Source organism: Glaesserella parasuis, from assembly GCF_017352235.1.
GTDB lineage: Bacteria > Pseudomonadota > Gammaproteobacteria > Enterobacterales > Pasteurellaceae > Glaesserella > Glaesserella parasuis.
This window is the reverse complement of record NZ_CP071487.1, coordinates 1,468,456-1,488,181: the sequence shown is the minus strand read 5'-3', so window position 1 is coordinate 1,488,181 and position 19,726 is coordinate 1,468,456. Positions and strand designations below refer to the sequence as shown.

At 40.1% G+C, this 19,726-nt stretch carries 18 protein-coding genes and 2 pseudogenes; 8 read left to right on the top strand and 12 right to left on the bottom strand.

Annotated features, from left to right (window positions below):
• The first annotated feature begins 132 nt into the window (after nt 1–132).
• Complete coding sequence (gene rho, locus J1G47_RS07485) at nt 133–1,395, top strand: transcription termination factor Rho (protein ID WP_005714322.1); 1,263 nt, start codon at nt 133–135, stop codon at nt 1,393–1,395.
• Nucleotides 1,396–1,460: 65 nt separating this feature from the next.
• On the top strand, nt 1,461–1,535 hold the full coding sequence (locus J1G47_RS12315; RefSeq protein WP_416037106.1) for an IS1/IS1595 family N-terminal zinc-binding domain-containing protein: 75 nt from the start codon (nt 1,461–1,463) through the stop codon (nt 1,533–1,535).
• A 313-nt stretch (nt 1,536–1,848) separates the two neighbouring features.
• On the opposite strand, the gene pyrE is transcribed toward J1G47_RS12315, so the two are convergent.
• Nucleotides 1,849–2,493 carry an orotate phosphoribosyltransferase gene (gene pyrE, locus J1G47_RS07480; RefSeq protein ID WP_012621936.1) on the bottom strand — a complete coding sequence of 215 codons (645 nt, stop codon included), beginning with the start codon at nt 2,491–2,493 and terminating at the stop codon, nt 1,849–1,851.
• 293 nt (nt 2,494–2,786) lie between these two features.
• Here pyrE and J1G47_RS07475 point away from each other — a divergent pair, with 293 nt between their 5' ends.
• The gene (locus tag J1G47_RS07475) at nt 2,787–3,773 is read left to right on the top strand and encodes an IS110 family RNA-guided transposase (RefSeq protein WP_005714908.1); all 987 of its coding nucleotides are present in this window, start codon (nt 2,787–2,789) and stop codon (nt 3,771–3,773) included.
• 106 nt (nt 3,774–3,879) lie between these two features.
• On the opposite strand, the pseudogene J1G47_RS07470 reads toward J1G47_RS07475, so the two are convergent.
• From J1G47_RS07470 to modB, 4 genes and pseudogenes are all read right to left on the bottom strand, one after another.
• A pseudogene (locus tag J1G47_RS07470) lies at nt 3,880–4,499 on the bottom strand (IS1595 family transposase).
• A 383-nt stretch (nt 4,500–4,882) separates the two neighbouring features.
• Nucleotides 4,883–5,503, bottom strand: coding sequence for a superoxide dismutase [Mn] (sodA, locus tag J1G47_RS07465; protein ID WP_005714158.1), 621 nt, complete (start codon nt 5,501–5,503; stop codon nt 4,883–4,885).
• Between the two features lie 217 nt (nt 5,504–5,720).
• The gene (gene modC, locus J1G47_RS07460; protein ID WP_005714155.1) at nt 5,721–6,782 is read right to left on the bottom strand and encodes a molybdenum ABC transporter ATP-binding protein ModC; all 1,062 of its coding nucleotides are present in this window, start codon (nt 6,780–6,782) and stop codon (nt 5,721–5,723) included.
• Nucleotides 6,782–7,483, bottom strand: coding sequence for a molybdate ABC transporter permease subunit (gene modB / locus J1G47_RS07455; RefSeq protein WP_035491186.1), 702 nt, complete (start codon nt 7,481–7,483; stop codon nt 6,782–6,784). The genes modC and modB overlap by 1 nt, the downstream gene beginning before the upstream one ends.
• 154 nt (nt 7,484–7,637) lie before the next feature.
• Here modB and pgsA point away from each other — a divergent pair, with 154 nt between their 5' ends.
• Nucleotides 7,638–8,186 carry a CDP-diacylglycerol--glycerol-3-phosphate 3-phosphatidyltransferase gene (pgsA, locus tag J1G47_RS07450; RefSeq protein WP_005714153.1) on the top strand — a complete coding sequence of 183 codons (549 nt, stop codon included), beginning with the start codon at nt 7,638–7,640 and terminating at the stop codon, nt 8,184–8,186.
• 32 nt (nt 8,187–8,218) lie between these two features.
• Complete coding sequence (gene uvrC, locus J1G47_RS07445; protein ID WP_075592733.1) at nt 8,219–10,057, top strand: excinuclease ABC subunit UvrC; 1,839 nt, start codon at nt 8,219–8,221, stop codon at nt 10,055–10,057.
• 10 nt (nt 10,058–10,067) lie between these two features.
• Here the strand turns inward: uvrC and htpX are convergent, their stop codons facing one another.
• Together htpX and dinB are read right to left on the bottom strand one after the other, a co-directional pair.
• Nucleotides 10,068–10,919, bottom strand: a complete 852-nt coding sequence (gene htpX / locus J1G47_RS07440) for a protease HtpX (protein ID WP_005714149.1) — start codon at nt 10,917–10,919, stop codon at nt 10,068–10,070.
• Nucleotides 10,920–11,024: 105 nt separating this feature from the next.
• Nucleotides 11,025–12,095, bottom strand: a complete 1,071-nt coding sequence (dinB, locus tag J1G47_RS07435; RefSeq protein WP_005714148.1) for a DNA polymerase IV — start codon at nt 12,093–12,095, stop codon at nt 11,025–11,027.
• Between the two features lie 143 nt (nt 12,096–12,238).
• Here dinB and J1G47_RS07430 point away from each other — a divergent pair, with 143 nt between their 5' ends.
• Nucleotides 12,239–13,147, top strand: a complete 909-nt coding sequence (locus J1G47_RS07430) for a lysine exporter LysO family protein (RefSeq protein WP_010787065.1) — start codon at nt 12,239–12,241, stop codon at nt 13,145–13,147.
• Here the strand turns inward: J1G47_RS07430 and ampD are convergent.
• Nucleotides 13,140–13,706 carry a 1,6-anhydro-N-acetylmuramyl-L-alanine amidase AmpD gene (gene ampD / locus J1G47_RS07425; RefSeq protein ID WP_010787066.1) on the bottom strand — a complete coding sequence of 189 codons (567 nt, stop codon included), beginning with the start codon at nt 13,704–13,706 and terminating at the stop codon, nt 13,140–13,142. The genes J1G47_RS07430 and ampD overlap by 8 nt on opposite strands.
• Before the next feature lie 57 nt (nt 13,707–13,763).
• On the opposite strand from ampD, the gene J1G47_RS07420 reads away from it, so the two are divergent.
• Nucleotides 13,764–14,603, top strand: coding sequence for a 23S rRNA (adenine(2030)-N(6))-methyltransferase RlmJ (locus J1G47_RS07420; RefSeq protein ID WP_010787067.1), 840 nt, complete (start codon nt 13,764–13,766; stop codon nt 14,601–14,603).
• A gap of 46 nt (nt 14,604–14,649) precedes the next feature.
• A pseudogene (locus J1G47_RS07415) lies at nt 14,650–15,298 on the top strand (IS1595 family transposase).
• A 54-nt stretch (nt 15,299–15,352) separates the two neighbouring features.
• Here J1G47_RS07415 and J1G47_RS07410 read toward each other — a convergent pair.
• From J1G47_RS07410 to hisS, 4 genes are all read right to left on the bottom strand, one after another.
• Entirely contained in the window at nt 15,353–16,501 is a 1,149-nt protein-coding gene (locus J1G47_RS07410; RefSeq protein WP_207326552.1) for a 3-phenylpropionate MFS transporter, read from the bottom strand.
• Entirely contained in the window at nt 16,498–17,316 is an 819-nt protein-coding gene (gene proC, locus J1G47_RS07405) for a pyrroline-5-carboxylate reductase (protein WP_160437522.1), read from the bottom strand. The genes J1G47_RS07410 and proC overlap by 4 nt, the downstream gene beginning before the upstream one ends.
• Before the next feature lie 400 nt (nt 17,317–17,716).
• A complete protein-coding gene (locus J1G47_RS07400; RefSeq protein WP_012621922.1) occupies nt 17,717–18,337 on the bottom strand; it encodes a YfgM family protein in 621 nt (206 codons plus the stop codon).
• Nucleotides 18,338–18,346: 9 nt separating this feature from the next.
• Entirely contained in the window at nt 18,347–19,636 is a 1,290-nt protein-coding gene (gene hisS / locus J1G47_RS07395; protein WP_160437521.1) for a histidine--tRNA ligase, read from the bottom strand.
• Nucleotides 19,637–19,726: the final 90 nt, after the last annotated feature.

Genomic DNA, 19,726 nt, shown 5'->3' with positions numbered 1-19,726 from the left:
CAAGCGGTAATAAGGCAGAAAAAATTTGCAAAATTTTCCTTTTCGCTGTATTCTCCGCCACCACAATTCATACAAACAAATCTGAATTAACCTGTTTTAATCCAATCTTTAAATAACACAATTATTATTTCTATGCATCTTACAGAGTTAAAAAATACACCCGTATCGGAACTTGTCCGTATCGGTGAAGAACAAATGGGGCTAGAAAACTTAGCTCGCTTACGCAAACAAGATATTATCTTTGCCATTTTGAAACAACACGCAAAAAGTGGTGAAGACATTTTCGGTCAAGGCGTGTTAGAAATCTTACCTGATGGTTTTGGTTTCCTCCGTTCTGCCGATAGTTCTTACCTTGCAGGCCCTGATGATATCTATGTTTCCCCAAGTCAAATCCGCCGTTTCAATCTTCAAACTGGTGACAAAATCGAAGGTAAAATCCGCCCACCGAAAGAAGGCGAACGTTACTTTGCATTGCTCAAAGTAGATTTAGTTAATGATGACAAACCTGAAGTTTCTCGTAGCAAAATTCTCTTTGAAAACTTAACGCCACTTCACGCTAACTCACGTTTGCGTATGGAGCGTGGTAATGGTTCAAAAGAAGATTTAACTGCGCGTATCTTAGATTTGGCTTCACCAATCGGTAAAGGTCAGCGTGGTTTGATCGTTGCACCACCAAAAGCAGGTAAAACCGTTTTACTTCAAAACATTGCTCAAAGCATTACCCATAACTATCCTGAGTGCGAATTAATTGTTTTATTAATTGATGAACGCCCGGAAGAAGTAACTGAAATGCAACGTTCTGTGAAAGGCGAAGTAATTGCTTCAACCTTTGATGAACCTGCAACTCGCCACGTTCAAGTTGCCGAAATGGTAATTGAAAAAGCGAAACGTTTAGTCGAACATAAAAAAGATGTGGTTATTTTATTAGACTCTATCACACGTTTAGCACGAGCTTACAACACAGTAACCCCTGCGTCTGGTAAAATTCTTTCTGGTGGTGTGGACGCTAACGCTTTACACCGCCCAAAACGTTTCTTTGGTGCTGCTCGTAACGTAGAAGAAGGCGGTAGCTTAACCATTATTGCAACGGCACTTGTGGATACAGGTTCAAAAATGGACGAAGTTATCTTTGAAGAGTTCAAAGGAACAGGTAATATGGAATTACACCTTTCTCGCAAAATTGCAGAACGCCGTGTATTCCCAGCGATTGACTTTAACCGTTCAGGCACGCGTAAAGAAGATCTACTCACAAGCCCAGATGAATTACAAAAAATGTGGATTTTACGCAAAATCCTTAACCCAATGGGTGAAGTGGAAGCAATGGAGTTCCTTATTGATAAATTGATGGTCGCAAAAACCAACGATGAGTTTTTTGAGATTATGAAAAGATCTTAACCATAGAAATAGAAACGGCACTTAAAATGCCGTTTTTATTATAGCTAGTTTGCCACAGTAGCGATATCCGCAAACATGGTATAAGAAATAATATTCAACGTTATTTTTGTAATGAATGTCATAAAACTTTTTCTTTGTGAAAGAAAAAGTTTTATGGCGGGACGAACAAAAGTATCTCTGAATATTATTTTTCTTTCCATACTTTTGGATATTGTTCTTAAGGCAAAAAGGACAGGTTTTTTATTCATATTTCAAAAAGAAGGCTTAAAGTCTTGTACTATAAGGCTTTAAGCTACTTTTTAGCAACAAATTTATCTATTACGCCTGTAATAGGCATAGTGACCATTTTGTCTACTATGCCTTAAAAAGTTGCTTACATAAAATAGTCACTAATATTTACAAAAATAGACGCAAAACAACAATCTTTCAGTATATTGTTAAATTTTAAACCGATTATTTAATACCATACTTCTCGCGATATTCTCTCATTTTTGGCAAATAGTCAGTATATTGCGCTGATCTTTCTAAGAAGCTAACAAGATCATCAAAATCAATAATAGAGAAAACCTGACAGCCGTAATCACGTTCTACTTCTTGGATTGCTGAGAGTTCGCTTTTGCCTTTTTCTTTACGGTTTAACGCGATCATCACACCCGCTAAGGTTGCATTGTTGGCTTGAATGATTTCCATTGATTCACGAATTGCCGTGCCTGCGGTAATTACATCGTCCACCAATAAAACTCTGCCTTTTAACGGGCTACCGATAAGATTTCCACCTTCGCCGTGATCTTTAACTTCTTTACGGTTAAAGCAACAAGGCTTATCTACATCAAATTGATTTGCTAATGCCACCGCGACAGTAGTTGCAATCGGAATGCCTTTGTAAGCAGGTCCGAATAGTACATCATAATCAATTTGGCTAGCTTGGATCGCTTTGGCGTAATATTCGCCCAATTTGGCAAGATCTCTGCCAGTATTAAATAATCCTGCATTAAAGAAGTAAGGGCTTTGTCTGCCTGATTTCAGGGTAAATTCGCCGAATTTAAGTACATTTCGGCTTAAGGCAAATTCGATAAAGTCGTGTTTGTATTGTTGCATAGGGCATCCTTCTTATCTAGCTGTAGGGGCGGACCGATGTGTCCGCCCACAATATTATCTACATTTTAATAAGGGCGAACACATCGGTTCGCCCCTTGTATTAGAATATGGGCAAAAGAAAACCCCATTACGAGTACCTTCATAATGGGGTTATAGAGAAAGTAGAGTTGCTTCGCCCCTTGTGCCATTAAGCACGTAGTGTAGATATAAGCCTACTTTCTCATCCACTATCACCCCGAATGGTATCTCAGGCACGTTTTCCGTAGCCCGCATTCACAAGGTTTGGAGGTCAAATGGATAACCCATTATATTACGTTGGCATTGATATTGCCAAAGCTAAATTTGATGTTGCCATTAAATTACAAAATGGCAAACATAAGCATAAAGTGTTTAAAAATAATCCAGAAGGATTTCAATCACTTATGCAATGGCTCAATACATTTGGTGAAACTTTTCACTGCGTGATGGAAGCCACCAATATTTATCACGAAGCTTTGGCAGATTTTCTGTTCCAACAGCAAATCACCGTTAGCGTGATTAACCCTAAATGCAGTGCAAATTTCACGAAAACCGATAATTTACGCTCTAAAACCGACAAAATCGACGCAAAAATGCTTGCTGATTATGCCGATGAAAAGCGTCATAAATTACCGATTTATCAGCCAATTTCACCTGCTCAACGGGAATTGTTGCGTAAAAATCGCCAACTTGACCACCTGAAAAAACAGTTGGCACAAGAAAAAACACGGCTAACAATGTTGCTTGACAGCGATTGCATTGCTTCAACACAGCAGATGATTGCCTTCATCAAAGCGCAAATTAAGGCTTTGGAAAAAACAATTAAACAGTGCATTAATGCAGATAATACATTGAAAAACAATGTAAAATTACTTTGCACTATTCCTGCTATTGGCTTTGCAACCGCCGTTCAACTGATTGCCCATTTAGGTGATGGAAATCGTTTTAAAAACGCGAAAGCAGCCGCCACTTTTGCAGGTTTAACCCCGATGATTAAAAGTTCGGGGAAAAGTTTAAATACCGTTATTGGTATTTCAAAAATCGGGCAATCCGACATTCGTAAGGCACTCTTTTGCCCTGCAATGAACTTTGCCTTTGGCAGCTACAAAAACAGCGTATATCGCTCGTTTGTGCTGCGATTGCTTGAATGCGGCAAACCTAAAATGGTGATTATCACGGCTTTAATGCGTAAATTAGTCACTATTGCACAGGCTGTTTTGCAAAAACAGACAGCATTTAATTTAGACACATTTATGAAATAAAATTTGTTGTGTCTTATGGTATCTAAAAACAATTGTATAGTTATAAAAATAGTGGGGCTGTATTAGATTAGTCCTAAATTTCACACCATTTTCTCAACATTTTAAGTCACTCTTTTGGTGCCCCAAAGTTAAACCGAAATTCACATTCTTTCAAGAATAAAGGGAAACTTTTTCGGTCAATTCCATTATATTTTCGGAGTATCCGCTTAGCTTGACTCCAAAAATTTTCAATGCCGTTGATGTGATTTTGTTTCACTGTAAACAGCTCCGAATGGCTAATTCGTTCGTGGTGAAATTCACTTACATCAAGGGCATCATAACTATGGTAAGTATCTGTATAAACCCAGCTATCAGGCTTGATTTTCCTTGCTATAACAGGCATTGGCGTTGTTGTCTGCGTATCATTGACCACCACAGTAAATACTTTTTCCTTGCCGTTTCAATATCCCCAAAACAGCCACTTTTCCACCGCCCACGACCTCGTTTTCCTTTACGATGTCCACCAAAATAGCTTTCATCCAGCTCAATTTGTCCGTCAGATACTTCATCTGCTTCAAGTGCTAAATTATAGCTGATAACCTCGCGGATTTTGCGGTAAAACAGTGCAGCAGAGTTATCATTTATCTCTAACAAATTTGCCGCAGAACGGACAGTGACTTCTAATACAAAAAATTCAAGGAGATTTTTTTGTATAGATTTCTTTAATTTACAATGAGTTATTTTCATTTTTATAGACTAACATACTTGCTAATCTAATACGCCCCCTTACATTATTGGTATTTAAAACATCAAGCGTTTTAGAAGAACGGTCAGATAAATCGAACAAAAAGAGTTATTATCCTTATAAACATCGGAATGTAAGAAGTGCTTATCATAGTTTTAAACATTATATGGATTATTTACCTATGAAAAGTATAGTGATTTAAATATCGAAAAAACGACAAATAGACTTGAAAATTTATTCGGACAACTTAAAGAGAAATTATCGCATCATGCAGGATTAACGAAAAGACATAATGTTATGTTTATAAAGGATTTTTTTAAATAAAAAGAGTTGCTAAGAATAATTTAAAATATTCATTAGCAACCATACACTACTCACAGTTGCGTTATGCTTGGGATTCAAAACGTCTGGCTGCTTCGTCCCAATTCACCACATTCCAAAATGCTTTAATATAATCAGGACGACGGTTCTGGTAACTTAAGTAATATGCATGTTCCCATACATCTAAACCTAAAATTGGATAACCAGACACACCAGCTACATCTTTACCCATTAATGGAGAATCTTGGTTAGCTGTCGATACTACAGATAACTTTCCATCTTCTAGTACTAGCCACGCCCATCCAGAACCAAAACGAGTGGTAGCAGCCAGCTCAAATTGTTCTTGGAATGTTTCAACAGAACCAAAATCCCGTATTATGGTCTCTTTGAGTTTTCCTTGTAAGGTCGTACCAGTTTTTAACCCTTTCCAAAACAACGTGTGATTAACATGTCCTCCTACATTATTACGCACAGCTACTCGTTTTTCTACAGGAACTTGCTCAAGATTTGAGATCAGCTTTCCTGGACATTGTCCTAGTAAATCAGGATATGCCTCTAATGCGATATTTGCATTATTAATATAGGTTTGATGGTGTTTGGAGTGATGAATCTCCATTGTTCTTGCATCAAAATACGGATCTAATGCATCATAGGTATAATCTAACTCAGGTAATGTGTATGCCATATTATGTTCCTCAAAAATAATCAGTAACAATTGAGTGTAAACTCTCAACTATAGTAACAAATAATAAGAAGATAATATATATTTTTTTGATCTATCGCAAATTACAGCGACCTCGTAATAGCTATTTTTAAATGTAGCCTTGTTGCTTATCAAACTCCTTTATAGCTTGGTAAATAAAAAATACCATTCAAATATATAGAAAAATTAAGAATCTAATCTAAATCACCACACTCTTAACCTGCAAATACGCCATCTGCCCTATTTGCAAGCACAGATCATCAAACGCCCACAAACTGATACTCGCCCAAATTTCTTGAGCTTCCACCTCAACGGCAATATCATAGCGGTCAGATTGAGGCTCGATTTTACAAATTCGCCCTTGCAGAATATTCCGAATAGAACTTTGCTCAGGTTTAGACAGGGTAATAGAAACATTTTGGCTACCAATGCTAATTCGCATTAAATCCCCTAATTGATAGCGAGGCTGTTCCGTAACCCAAATTAACTGTTGTCCCAATGCCAGCCCTTGCATACGGTAAGGATTTTGAGCGACAACAGGCAGCTCAAGTAAACTCAATCGCTGAGCTTCAGGCTGCCACGCAGAAAAGGCTGGGCTATGCCAAACATTCAACGTTTTATCAAAAGCAACCACCTTCCCCTCTTCCAACAACAACAAATTATCCGCCAAACGAATAACCTCATCAAGGCTATGGCTTACATACAAAATCGGAATATCCACCGTTTTTGCCAACCGCCCCAAATAGTCCATCAACTCATTCTTACGCGGTAAATCTAAAGCTGAAAGAGGCTCGTCCATCAACAAAATATCTGGCTCGCTCAACAACGCACGCCCAATCGCCACACGTTGTTTTTCACCACCAGACAAGCTGATCGGGAAACGATCTAACAGATGTTCAATCCCCAACAATTTAACTAATTGTGAAAAATTCGCCTGATCAAACCGCTTACAGCCATATTTTAAATTCGCCTCAACTCGATAATGCGGAAATAAGCGATGTTCTTGGAAAACATAGCCCACCTTACGTTTTTCAGGCGGCAAATTTATCTTCTGGCGATCATCAAACAACACTCGCCCATTTAACACAATTCGCCCTTCCGTTGGTGTAACTAGCCCTGCGATAAGATTAATTAAACTCGACTTCCCTGCCCCAGAGCGACCAAAAATTGCCGTCACCCCTTTAGCATTTAACGCCACATCAACAGCTAAATCCAAGTTTCCTAAACGATGTTTAACTTTAAGTTGCAAAGATTGTGCCATTACTGTCCCTTAATTTGTTGGAAACGTTGCTGACGTTGTGACAATAACTCAGAAAAAAATAACGCCACTAACGAAATCACAATCGCAATCACACAAAGCCGAGCAGCCGCCATTTCACCGTCAGGGGTTTCAATAAACGTATAAAGTGCCGCAGGAATAGTTTGGGTTTGATTAGGGATATTGGACACAAAAGTAATGGTCGCCCCAAATTCCCCTAACGAACGAGCAAAACCTAACACCGCCCCTGCAATAATCCCCGAAAAAGAGAGCGGAAGATGAAGTGTAAAAAACACTCTTAATGGACTTGCCCCTAAGGTTCTCGCCGCCTGCTCCAATTTTGGATCAATAGCATCAAAGGCTAACCTAATAGAGCGAACCATCAACGGAAAAGCCATTACCATTGAAGCAAGCACCGCCCCTTTCCAAGAAAAACTTAACGAAAACTCAAACCACTGCCACAAATATTGCCCAATCGCCCCTTTCTTTGCCATTAAAATCAGCAAAAGATAACCGATCACCACAGGGGGCAAGACTAACGGCAAATGGATAATGCCATTAAATAAATGCTTACCCCAAAACTCTTTTCGAGCCAACAACCACGCAGCCCCAATGGCAAAAGGCAACGCAAATAAGACCGCTATACTGGCAATTTTTAGGCTTAAATAAATGGCATTAAGTTCTTGTTGGGAAAAAGAAAATATTAACATTTCATTCACTATCATAGTCCGTATTCTACAATATTTATTCTTTTTATCTATCTATTTAGAAAAATAATAAGAGTTATGGCATTATCGCTTTCTTCTTTCATCTACTTTATAATAGAATATAGAGAATACCTTATTCGACCTGTAACGTATGAAACTCAACATTCCGACCTATCTGACTTTATTTCGTGTGGCGTTAATTCCGCTGTTTATTGTTTCGTTTTACTTGCCTATTCAATATTCTGCTGAAATTACCACGTTGATTTTTTTTATTGCTTCAATTACTGACTGGTTTGACGGCTATTTGGCTCGCAAGTGGAACCAAACTACTCGCTTAGGGGCATTTTTAGATCCTGTGGCAGATAAAGTTTTAATCGCGATTGCATTGGTGTCTGTGGTCGAATACTACCATACTTGGTGGATCACTATTCCAGCTGGCATTATGATTGCCCGTGAGATTATTATTTCGGCGTTGCGTGAGTGGATGGCGGAATTAGGCGAACGTGCGAGTGTAGCGGTGTCGATTTGGGGTAAAGTGAAAACGACTGCACAAATGTTGGCATTGGGTGGTTTATTATGGCGACAAACAGCGTGGATGGAATATGCCGCCTTTGCTTTGCTCTATATCGCTGCGATTTTAACCATTTGGTCGATGTTGCAATACTTGAAAGCATCTAAAGGCAGTTTATTAAAATCTTAAATCCCCCTTTTTCAAAGGGGGAAATGTTGATTATGTCAAAATTCAATTCCAAACAATTTCTTGCCGATACGCCACATAACCCTGGTGTTTATCGTATGTATGATGATAAAGGCACGATCATCTATGTCGGTAAGGCAAAAGATTTAAAAAAGCGTCTATCGAGCTATTTTCGTAGCAATCTTGCCAGCCGAAAAACCGAAGCGTTGGTCTCGCAAATTGCTCATATTGATACCACCATTACCCATTCGGAAACCGAAGCCTTACTGTTGGAACACAATTACATTAAGGAAAATCAACCGAAATACAATGTGTTGCTCCGTGACGATAAATCTTACCCTTATATTTTGCTCACCAAACACCAACACCCACGTTTAGCCAGTTTTCGGGGGAGCAAAAAAATTGCTGGGGAATATTTTGGACCTTACCCAAATGCAGGGGCGGTGCGAGAAACCTTAAATCTGCTCCAAAAACTGTTTCCGATCCGCCAGTGTGAAGACAGCTACTACAAAAACCGTTCTCGTCCTTGTTTGCAGTATCAAATCGGGCGTTGCCTTGCCCCTTGCGTTGAAGGCGTTTATTCCCAACGAGAATACGATCAACAGGTGGAGTATGTTCGCTTATTCTTACAAGGTAAAGATCAGCAAGTGATCGAACATTTGATCGGTAAAATGGAAAAAGCTGCGGAAGATCTGGATTTTGAAGCTGCTGCCCGTTTTCGAGATCAAATTCAGCAGATGCGAGTGGTCACTGAAAAGCAATTTGTATCGAATGAACGTCTAGACGATCTCGATATTATTTCGATTGCCTACCAACACGGTATCGCTTGCGTACATATTCTGTTTGTACGACAAGGGAAAATGTTGGGTAGCCGAAGTTATTTCCCAAAAGTGCCGAACCATACCGAACTTGCCGAATTGAGTGACACTTTTATCGGGCAATTCTATTTGCAGATGAACCAACATCGCACCATTCCGCATCAAATTATTATCGATCACTCCGTGAGCGAAGTGGACGCCTTAGAAAAGGTATTATCGGAACAAGCAGGGCATAAAGTGAGCATTACCGATAAAGTGCGTGGTGAAAAAAGCCGTTATCTTGCGCTTGCCAAAACGAACGCAATGGCAGCATTGACCTTACAGCTCAAGCAAGATGCTCGAATCCAAACCCGTTATGAAGCTTTACAAGCGGTGCTTTCTTTGCCAAAAATTGCAAGAATGGAATGTTTCGACATCAGTCATACGATGGGCGAACAAACGGTCGCTTCTTGTGTGGTGTTTGATGAAAATGGACCGTTAAAATCCGACTATCGCCGTTTCAACATTGAAGGTATTACAGGGGGCGATGATTATGCCGCAATGGAACAAGCCCTGCTCAAACGTTATGATAAACCGCTACCGCCTGAAAAAATCCCTGATATTATTTTTATTGACGGCGGAAAAGGGCAGTTAAATCGAGCCTTAGACACCTTTGCCAATCTCAAAGTGGAATGGGATAAATCCAAACCATTACTCATCGGTGTGGCAAAAGGCGTAGAACGAAAAGCTGGGCTAGAAACCTTGCTGATCAGCAAATGGGACAAGGAAATCCACCTACCACCCGACAGCCCTGCGTTACATTTAATTCAGCATATCCGTGATGAATCCCATAACCACGCCATTAGCGGACACCGTAAAAAACGGCAAAAAGCCTTTACCGAAAGTGGTTTAGAGGCAATCGCTGGCGTTGGGGCTAAACGCCGCCATTTGTTGCTAAAATATCTCGGTGGTATGCAAGGCGTCAAATCAGCAACACTTGATGAAATTAAATCGGTTCCTGGAATTTCAGTATCTTTGGCTGAGATTATTTTCGATACCCTAAATTATAGTGAATAATATTATCTCACTATAAATTTCTCAACGCTTCAATACGTTTTTCTAACGGTGGGTGGCTCATAAAGAACTCTTTTGCTTTACCGTTAATCATCATCGCATTTAATGAACCAGGTAATTCTTCTGGATCGTGAACACGTTGTAAACGTTGCAACGCCGCAATCATTTTCTCTTTACCCACTAATTGAGCCGAGCCTGCATCTGCACGGAACTCACGGTAACGAGAGAACCACATTGCAATGATGGTTGCTAATACGCCGAAAAGTATTTCCAGAACCATTGATACTAAGAAGTAAGTGCCACTACTTTGGGTTTCTTCGCCATCATCATTACGGCTACTGGATACTGCCGTTGCAATCATACGAGAGAGGAAGATAACAAAGGTATTTAATACCCCTTGCAATAAAGTCATTGTGACCATATCGCCATTAGCAATATGTGCTACTTCGTGTGCCACAACTGCTTCTGCTTCGTCTTCTGTCATTGTGTTTAACAAACCTGTACTCACTGCAACTAGCGAGTTACTTTTGGTTGCCCCTGTTGCAAATGCGTTTACATCAGCTGAGTGGTAAATTGCAACATCTGGCATTGGAATACCCGCTTGTTGCGATTGGCGTTTCACTGTTTCAACCAACCAACGCTCTGCATTGTTGCGTGGTTCAGTGATAATTTCTGCTCCCACTGATTTTAATGCCATTGTTTTTGACATAAATAATGAGATTAAAGAACCAGCAAAACCAAAAAGCACAGACATAATTAAAATTCCACCCGTACTGTTTCCAGCAATGCCAGTAACACTTAAAATAATCCCTAGCACAATCATTACTGCAAAGTTTGTCGCAAGGAAAAGTGCGATACGCATCATATAGATAATTCTCCAAAGTTAATAAATTGTTGTTATTCGGTAATAAGCGATTACCGAATGCTTAACATAATGATTATTTAACAAAAATCAAGGATTAGACAAAAATTATTCCCATAAATTTAATTGCTTCGTAATTTTTTCTTCAGGAAAATGCACATTCAATCCGATCAAACGAATTTTTCGCCCCTTTCGTCGTTGCCAAATCTGTTGTAATAGCTGTAAAAAATGGTGTTCTGCGATACCGTCTGTGGTTCGCTCTAGTGTAGTTTGGGTGAAATCATCAAATTTCAGTTTAATTCCGATCTTTTTTAAATCGCTCAGTGGCTTATCGCCCCAGTTGCGTTGAAGCCGAAAGAGTAAGGTTTGATAGTGCGATTTCACCACATCTTCCGCCTCAGTGAGTGTATCAAGATCAGAAAGTAAGGTATTTTCCACTGCAAGCGATTTTCGAGGGCGGTGAGGCTCGACTTCTCTTGGATCGATGCCGTGACAGAAATCCCATAAGCGTTGCCCAAACTTACCAAACTGTTGATAAATCAAAGCCTGATCTGCTTGTTGAATATCGCCACAGGTGATAAATCCAAGTTGTGCCAGCTTTTCTTGGGCCACTTTGCCCACCCCTGAAATTTTCTTTAACGGCAAGGTTTTCACAAAATCCGCAACCTCTTCGGGGCAAATAACAAATTGTCCGTTGGGCTTATTTTGATCGGAAGCGATTTTTGCTAGAAATTTCAGCGGTGCAATACCTGCTGATGAAGTAAGTTGTAGCTCTTGCCAAATATCCTGACGAATGGCTTGGGCTATCCAAGTTGCAGAGCCTGAATGTTGCTTACAAGCGGTCACATCGAGGTAGGCTTCATCTAAAGAGATCGGCTCAATGATGTCGGTATAACGGCGAAAAATGCAATGAATTTGCTCTGATACCGCCTTATAAAGCGACATATTGACAGGCAATAAAATTAAATTCGGGCAACGTTTTAACGCTTGAGAAGTGGACATCGCACTATGCAAGCCGAATTTACGCGCTTCATAATTACAGGTTGTCAGCACCCCACGTTGATTAGCTTTTCCCCCTACTGCAACAGGCTTTCCTTTTAAACTTGGATTATTGCGAATTTCAATAGAAGCATAAAAGCAATCCATATCAATATGAATAATTTTTTTGTTGTAATTCATTGCTCGCCTATATTTGTAAACTGTGAGAGAAATCTGACCGCTTGTGTATTCTTAATTATACAATAAAATACTGTAAATAAAAACAGTTTATCTTCGTTAAATTATCCATTACATTCCTTACTTTATTGGCAAAAGGAGAAATTATGCTATACGGACTAATGATCGCCTTTGTCCCACTTTTTTTAGGGTATCTTTTCCAAACGACAAATCAACAGATACTCAATTGGGTCAATCGCATTACGCTTTACTGCTTATACCTGATTTTATTGATTATGGGAATTTCGCTTGGGCAATTAGATGAATTAACGACCAAACTGCCACAAATTGGAGCAACGGCATTTGGTTTAAGTGCAATTCTACACCTTTGCAACATTGTCTGTTTGCTCATTTTTGATAAGTGTTACCCGATCAAACGTGAGGCACATAGCCTTGAAGAATTGCCATCTCGTTGGAAGGTTTTGCTTGAGTCGGCACAACTCTGTGCAACGGTTTTTGTCGGAGTAATTTTAGGCTTTACAACTAAAAATGTGGTTGATTTCCCTTTACATTCAAGCACCTATGTCCTAGTGGTAATGATTTTCTGTGTCGGGGTTCAACTTAGAAACAGTGGCATTCCACTGCGTGATGTATTTTTAAATACTCGTGGCATTTTGACTTCCGTCGTCTTTATCGCAAGCGGTCTGATTGGCGGTATTCTTTGTGCTTATCTGCTTGATTTGCCGATGATTAAAGCCCTTGTCTTTGCTTCTGGTTTTGGTTGGTATTCCCTTTCAAGCGTATTAGTCAATGATGCTTGGGGGGCAATGGACGGTAGCATTGCCTTTTTCAACGATCTCTCAAGAGAAATCTTCTGCTTATTTGCGATACCGTTTTTTATGCGTCACTTTCCCTCAACAGCCGTAGGACTTGGCGGAGCTACCGCACTTGATGCCACATTGCCAATTATTCAAAAATCAGGAGGTATTCAGATTGTGCCTCTTGCAATCAGTTTCGGCTTTATTATCAATTTGGTTGTGCCGATTTTATTGGCGTTTTTTATTGGGTTTACTTAAGAATATACCTAAGTAGTAAGTCGTAATATCCCCACTCAAAATACTGCCCAGGGTCGATTTTTCGTTCTGGGGCAATTTGATTGTGACCTGCGATACGCTCAGGCGTAATTTGCGGATAGGCTTGCATAATCACTCGCGTAAGGCTAGCTAAGGTTTGATATTGCGCTTCGGTAAAAGGCTGGTTATTACTGCCTTCTAGCTCAATCCCGATAGAAAACTCATTGCATTTTTCACGCCCTTCAAAGCAAGAAACGCCAGCGTGCCAAGCCATATCGTTAAAATTGACATATTGAGTAATTTGCCCTTCTCGATTAATTAAACAGTGAGCGGAAACCCGTAAATCTTTAATCTCTTCAAAATAGGGGTGAAGGGTTGGGTCTAACTTGCCTTCAAAAAAACGGTCAATAAAATCACCGCCAAATTCATCAGGGGGCAAGCTAATATAATGAATGACCAAAAGAGAAATATCGTCTTGATAGGGTCTTGGATTAAAGTGCGGTGAAGGTACTTGTTTGGTATTTAACAGCCAACCATTTTCAATCTTTAACGTTTTCTGCATAGTTTAAAACGACTAAATAAGCTAAAATAGAGCCATTTTACAAGAAAGAGAATAAAAATGCTGAGTTATCATCACAGTTTTCACGCAGGCAACCACGCCGATGTCCTTAAACATATCGTTTTAACCCTCATTTTGCACGCCTTAAAACAGAAAGAAAAAGGCTTTTTCTACCTTGATACCCATTCGGGTGTGGGGCGTTATAGCTTGCAAAGTAGCGAAGCGGAAAAAACAGGGGAATATATTGAAGGTATAGCTCGCCTTTGGGAGAGAACCGATCTCCCCGAAGAAGTTGTCTTGTACCTAAATGAAATCAAAAAAATTAACAAAGATAAGCTACGTTTTTACGCAGGCTCGCCGTTACTTGCCGTGCAACAATTACGTCCACAGGACAGAGCGTTACTCACAGAGTTACACCCTAACGACTTCCCACTACTTCGCAATGAATTTGCCAAAACACCTAATGTGGTGACAAAACGTGAAAACGGTTTTCAGCAGTTAAAATCTGCCTTACCGCCAAAAGAAAAGCGTGGTTTGGTGCTGATCGATCCGCCTTATGAATTAAAAGAAGATTATGAACTGGTGGTAAAAGCCATTGAAGAAGGCTACAAACGCTTTGCCACAGGCGTTTATGCGATTTGGTATCCTGTGGTGCTTCGCCAACATACCAAACGTATCGTAAGAGGCCTAGTTGAAACGGGGATCCGCAAAATTTTACAGATTGAATTAGCCGTTCGCCCTGACTCAGACCAACGAGGTATGACTGCAAGCGGTATGATTGTAATTAATCCACCGTGGCAGTTAGAAAGTCAAATGAAAAAGATTTTACCCTATTTAACTGATGTGCTTGTGCCAGAAGGAACAGGCAGTTGGACGGTAGAGTGGATTAAGCCGGAATAAATATTTTGGGGCCGTATTAGATTAGCAAGTATGTTAGTCTATAAAAATGAAAATAACTCATTGTAAATTAAAGAAATCCATACAAAAAAATCTCCTTGAATTTTTTGTATTAGAAGTCACTGTCCGTTCTGCGGCAAATTTGTTAGAGATAAATGATAACTCTGCTGCACTGTTTTACCGCAAAATCCGCGAGGTTATCAGCTATAATTTAGCACTTGAAGCAGATGAAGTATCTGACGGACAAATTGAGCTGGATGAAAGCTATTTTGGTGGACATCGTAAAGGAAAACGAGGTTGTGGGCGGTGGAAAAGTGGCTGTTTTGGGGATATTGAAACGGCAAGGAAAAGTATTTACTGTGGTAGTCAATGATACGCAGACAACAACGCCAATGCCTGTTATAGCAAGGAAAATCAAGCCTGATAGCTGGGTTTATACAGATACTTACCATAGTTATGATGCCCTTGATGTAAGCGAATTTCACCACGAACGAATTAGCCATTCGGAGCTGTTTACAGTGAAACAAAATCACATCAACGGCATTGAGAATTTTTGGAGTCAATCCAAGCGGATACTCCGAAAATATAATGGAATTGACCGAAAAAGTTTCCTTTTATTCTTGAAAGAATGTGAATTTCGGTTTAACTTTGGGATACCAAAAGAGCAACTTAAAATGTTGAGAAAATGGTGTGGCTAATCTAATACAGCCCCTTAAATTATTATTGAATTGATATGTTAGGTATTCATTCATCTAAACCCTCACCCCAAACCGCTTCGGCACGATAAAAATCGCAGGCAGAGCAAACAGCACCATTAGCCAGAAGCTACCTATTGGCGAAACTTGATAGACCAAGCCTGCGATAAAGGTAAACAACGCCATAAAAATACAGCTTGCAAAGCTAAAATAGAATGCTTGTAGTTTTGCCATTTGTTCCGTGGGTTGGGTTGAAAGGTAGCGGATCATTGCATAATGTCCTGCTCCATAAGAGATAGAATGGAACATCTGCATTGCCATTAAGATCGCCATATTGGTGGTGGAAGCCAGTAAAATCCAACGCACCATTGAGCTAATGGCAGATAAGATCATTAAATGGCTGATTTTCCACGTTTTAAATAAACGGTTGGCAAAGAAGAAAAACAGAATTTCTGAAACAACTGCTAATCCCCATAATAAACTTGCACTTTGGGTCGAAATCCCTGCTGATGCCCAGTAAATCGTACTATAAGCATAATAAGCGGCGTGAGAAGATTGAATTAAGGAAATGGCAATCAACATTTTGAATGTGGTTGGCACTTTCATTAATTGCAGATAGCTTAAATCTGATTGGGCTTTTTCTTCCGTTTGTACAAAGGTTTGGGTCGGATTGACCGTTAAGCCAGTGCCTAAAAAGACTAGCCAGCCGATCAAAATGCCGATAATTGCACTTTCCCCTAGCCAGCCGACTAAATAGCCTGTGCTAACTGAGCCGACCACAAAGGCAATCGAGCCAAACAAACGTGTTCTGCCATAATCAATCCCGACTTGCTGTTGCCAAGTGGAAGCTATGGTATCAGCTATCGGCATTGCTCCGCCGTTGAAGATATGGAACAGTGCGATTGCAGGGAATAAAATCCAAATTGTTTGTACCCCAAAGGCAACTAAAAACAGAGTGGCAATGGCGAGCCACGTTAGCCAACGAGCAAGAGAAAGTAGCTGGTTGGGGTGGGTAATGCGTTTAGAAAAGGTCATTGCCCCTAAAAAGCGGAATAGATAACCTGAAGCGATTAACAAGCCAATCATTCCCGAATCGTAGCCGTGATGGTTCAACCAAACAGGTAGAAACGGCAACAGCACGCCATAGGCACAGTAAAAGCCGAAGAAGTTAAACGACGACCATTGAAAAGGGGTAAATTGTATCATAGAGATTTTTCCATCTCTTCTGCACGTTTAATTGCCGCATTCATCGCTTGTTCAACGGTTGCATTTAGCTCACGTTGTTCAAATACCGCCAATGCTTGAGCCGTTGTACCGCCTTTTGAAGTGACATTTTCGCGTAAGGTTGCTAAGGCGACTTCTGGATTTTCTACCACCATTTTTGCCGCCCCTAATGCCACTGATTGCACTAAATAACGAGCATTTTGTTCGCTAAAGCCCATTTTAATTGCCGCTTCTTGCATTGCTTCCATAAACTTAAAGAAGTAAGCAGGGCTAGAACCTGTGATGGCAATAATTTGGTTGATCTCCGCTTCTGTATCCACCCAATAACATTTACCTACCGCAGACATTAGCTGTTCTGCAAATTGACAAGCGGTCTGATCTACCGATTTTTTTGCAAATAATCCTGCAATGCCTTCACCGATGAGCGATGGCGTATTCGGCATTGTCCGAACAATGTTGCTTGCTGTTGGTAACAGTTGCTCAAGACGAGCAACAGAAATTCCAGCCGCAACGGAAATCACCCATTTTGCACTAAAATCCACTTGAGAAAACTCACTGCACACTTCCGCCATCATCTGCGGTTTAACTGCCAAAATCACTACGTCAGCTTGGGTCACAGTATCAAGGTTAGACAAATCCACCTGAACGCCCATTGCTCTTAACTGCGAGCGGCGAGTTTCATTGCTTTTATTACGAGCGATAATTTGCTCGGCAGGATAACCGCTTTTGATTAATCCTGAAATGATAGCAAACGCCATATTACCAGCACCTATAAAGGCGATTTTTTTGTGTTGCATTTGTTCCTCCAATCATCAAAATCTTCCAGATTTATTGACATGAAATATCCACATACCATATAAATAGATAGCAATATTATTGCTTTATAACATTTTCCATACTCTGTTCATAGAAGGTAATTTCTTGCGAAGAAAATCAAGCATTACTTGTTTAATTTATATATAAAAATATAATTTATTAATGGAGAAGAAAGAGAGAGTATCTTAGAACTTAATTCAACTATAAAAGGTTATTATCATTTAAAAATCACATGGCATTGACTACCAGAAGATACAAATAGCATTCAGTAACACCTTAACTTTAATTCCGTGAAATATCTGCCTCTAGGAGCTATTTTCTTTAATTACCAAGAAGCAGATAACCTTAACCTTCATTAAGGATTTCTCTACTATTACCTTTTTACAGATTATTTAAACGCACATCAATTAGCATTTGATTTGCATCACCCGCTTTTTCTTTGGCTTGCTCATAAGCACTTTTCGCAGCCGCCTTGTCGCCTTTTGCGGCTAACAGATCACCTGTTAATAACTGCTTACGGAAATCCCAAGCGGTGTCTTTGATTTGAGAAAGTGTTGCTAATGCTGCATCAAACTCTTTTAGCTGATAATCCACTGTAGCAAGACGAAAACGGATCACGTTTTGTAATGTTGCATCGGTTGTCGAACCTAAAGACTGTGTTAATAACGTTTTTGTTGTCGCAAAATCGCCTTTATCTGCCGCTTGTTTTGCTTCTTCGAGTTGAGCAAATACCGCGTAACTTGAGTCTTTATTCTCCGCAATAAATTTTTGTACAAGCGGTGCGTTTTTTTCAGGATTTTGCAAATAGCTTTCCATCACTTGTTGGTAGCTGGCTGATGTGGTTTGAGCTACTTCAATTTGGTGTTTTTGCCAGTAGTTCCAGCCAAATGTTGCTGCTGCAACTAGAAAAATTGCCACAACAATCGGTGTGCCATTTTCTTTAAACCAGCTTTTTGCTTCTTCAAACTGCTGTTCTTCGGTTTTATTAAGATAATCGCTCATTTCTGCTCCCTATGCAAAATGCGTTGTTAATTCGTTGATTAAATCAGCTTGGGCAATGGTCATTTGCTCCGCTTCACCAAATAGGTCTTTTACTACCACTTTCTGCTCGGCGACTTCACTTTCACCTAACACCAAAGCAATTTTCGCCCCTGATTTATCGGCACGTTTGAATTGTTTTTTGAAATTCCCACCACTTGTATGTAGCATTGTGCGAAGTTGTGGGAACGCATTACGCAAGGTTTCAGTCAAACGGAATGCAACTGCCGTTGTGCCTTCACCTGAATGAACTACATAAATATCAACAGCTCTTGGTAATTGCACATTCGGGTTCACTTCTTGCACTAACAAGACTAAACGCTCTAAGCCCATAGCAAAGCCAACACCTTCCGTTGCGTGTCCGCCGAGTTGTGCGACTAAGCCATCATAGCGACCACCGCCACAAACTGTACCTTGCGCACCTAATGCTGTGGTGATCCACTCAAATACGGTTTTATTGTAGTAATCCAAACCACGCACTAATTTTTGATTGACTTCGTAGGCAATACCCATTTCATCAAGGATTGCACAAAGTTTAGCAAAATGTGCTTTCGATTCATCATCTAAGAAATCGTGAAGTTTTGGTGCATCGTTTAATACTGCTTGTAACGCTTGATTTTTGGTATCCAAAATGCGTAATGGGTTGGTTGTTAAACGGCGTTCGCTGTCAGGATCTTGCTTTAATACGTCTAAATGATTTTGCAAGAAAGCAACTAGAGCTTCACGGTATCGAGTACGCACTTCCAATCCGCCGATTGAGTTAAGCTGTAAAGTGACGTGTTCACGGATACCTAATTTTTCCCATAAGCGAGCGGTTAACACAATTAATTCCGCATCCGCTTCAGCATTTGGGATCCCGAAAATTTCAACGCCAGCTTGGTGGAATTGACGATAACGACCTTTTTGCGGACGCTCATAGCGGAACATCGGACCAATATACCATAGACGTTGTTCTTGGTTGTAAATCCAACCGTGTTCAATCGCCGCACGCACGCAACCTGCCGTACCTTCAGGGCGAAGAGTAAAACTTTCGCCTGCTTCTTCGCTACGGCTAAAGGTAAACATCTCTTTCTCGACAATATCTGTCGCTTCACCGACGCCACGTTTAAATAAGTCGGTGGATTCCATAATCGGACTACGCATTTCTGTGTAGCCATAACTTGCGAAAGTATCACGGATATTGCTTTCGACCCACTGCCATAATGGTGTTTCAGTTGGGGAAAGGTCATTCATTCCGCGTAAAGCTTGAATTGTTTTTGACACGTTGTTGTTCCTAAATTCTCAAATAAATAGATTTTACATCAATAATTTTATGTGGATTTTAACACTATCATTTTAGAACAGTATATTTTC

Bases quoted from the DNA above. Each gene is read 5' to 3' on its own strand.
- J1G47_RS07410 (WP_207326552.1), bottom strand. From the start codon at position 16,501: ATGATACAATTTACCCCTTTTCAATGGTCGTCGTTTAACTTCTTCGGC.
- J1G47_RS07430 (WP_010787065.1), top strand. From the start codon at position 12,239: ATGCTATACGGACTAATGATCGCCTTTGTCCCACTTTTTTTAGGGTAT.
- pgsA (WP_005714153.1), top strand. From the start codon at position 7,638: ATGAAACTCAACATTCCGACCTATCTGACTTTATTTCGTGTGGCGTTA.
- uvrC (WP_075592733.1), top strand. From the start codon at position 8,219: ATGTCAAAATTCAATTCCAAACAATTTCTTGCCGATACGCCACATAAC.
- ampD (WP_010787066.1), bottom strand. From the start codon at position 13,706: ATGCAGAAAACGTTAAAGATTGAAAATGGTTGGCTGTTAAATACCAAA.
- sodA (WP_005714158.1), bottom strand. From the start codon at position 5,503: ATGGCATACACATTACCTGAGTTAGATTATACCTATGATGCATTAGAT.
- htpX (WP_005714149.1), bottom strand. From the start codon at position 10,919: ATGATGCGTATCGCACTTTTCCTTGCGACAAACTTTGCAGTAATGATT.
- J1G47_RS07420 (WP_010787067.1), top strand. From the start codon at position 13,764: ATGCTGAGTTATCATCACAGTTTTCACGCAGGCAACCACGCCGATGTC.
- J1G47_RS07475 (WP_005714908.1), top strand. From the start codon at position 2,787: ATGGATAACCCATTATATTACGTTGGCATTGATATTGCCAAAGCTAAA.
- rho (WP_005714322.1), top strand. From the start codon at position 133: ATGCATCTTACAGAGTTAAAAAATACACCCGTATCGGAACTTGTCCGT.
- dinB (WP_005714148.1), bottom strand. From the start codon at position 12,095: ATGAATTACAACAAAAAAATTATTCATATTGATATGGATTGCTTTTAT.
- J1G47_RS07400 (WP_012621922.1), bottom strand. From the start codon at position 18,337: ATGAGCGATTATCTTAATAAAACCGAAGAACAGCAGTTTGAAGAAGCA.
- pyrE (WP_012621936.1), bottom strand. From the start codon at position 2,493: ATGCAACAATACAAACACGACTTTATCGAATTTGCCTTAAGCCGAAAT.
- modC (WP_005714155.1), bottom strand. From the start codon at position 6,782: ATGGCACAATCTTTGCAACTTAAAGTTAAACATCGTTTAGGAAACTTG.
- proC (WP_160437522.1), bottom strand. From the start codon at position 17,316: ATGCAACACAAAAAAATCGCCTTTATAGGTGCTGGTAATATGGCGTTT.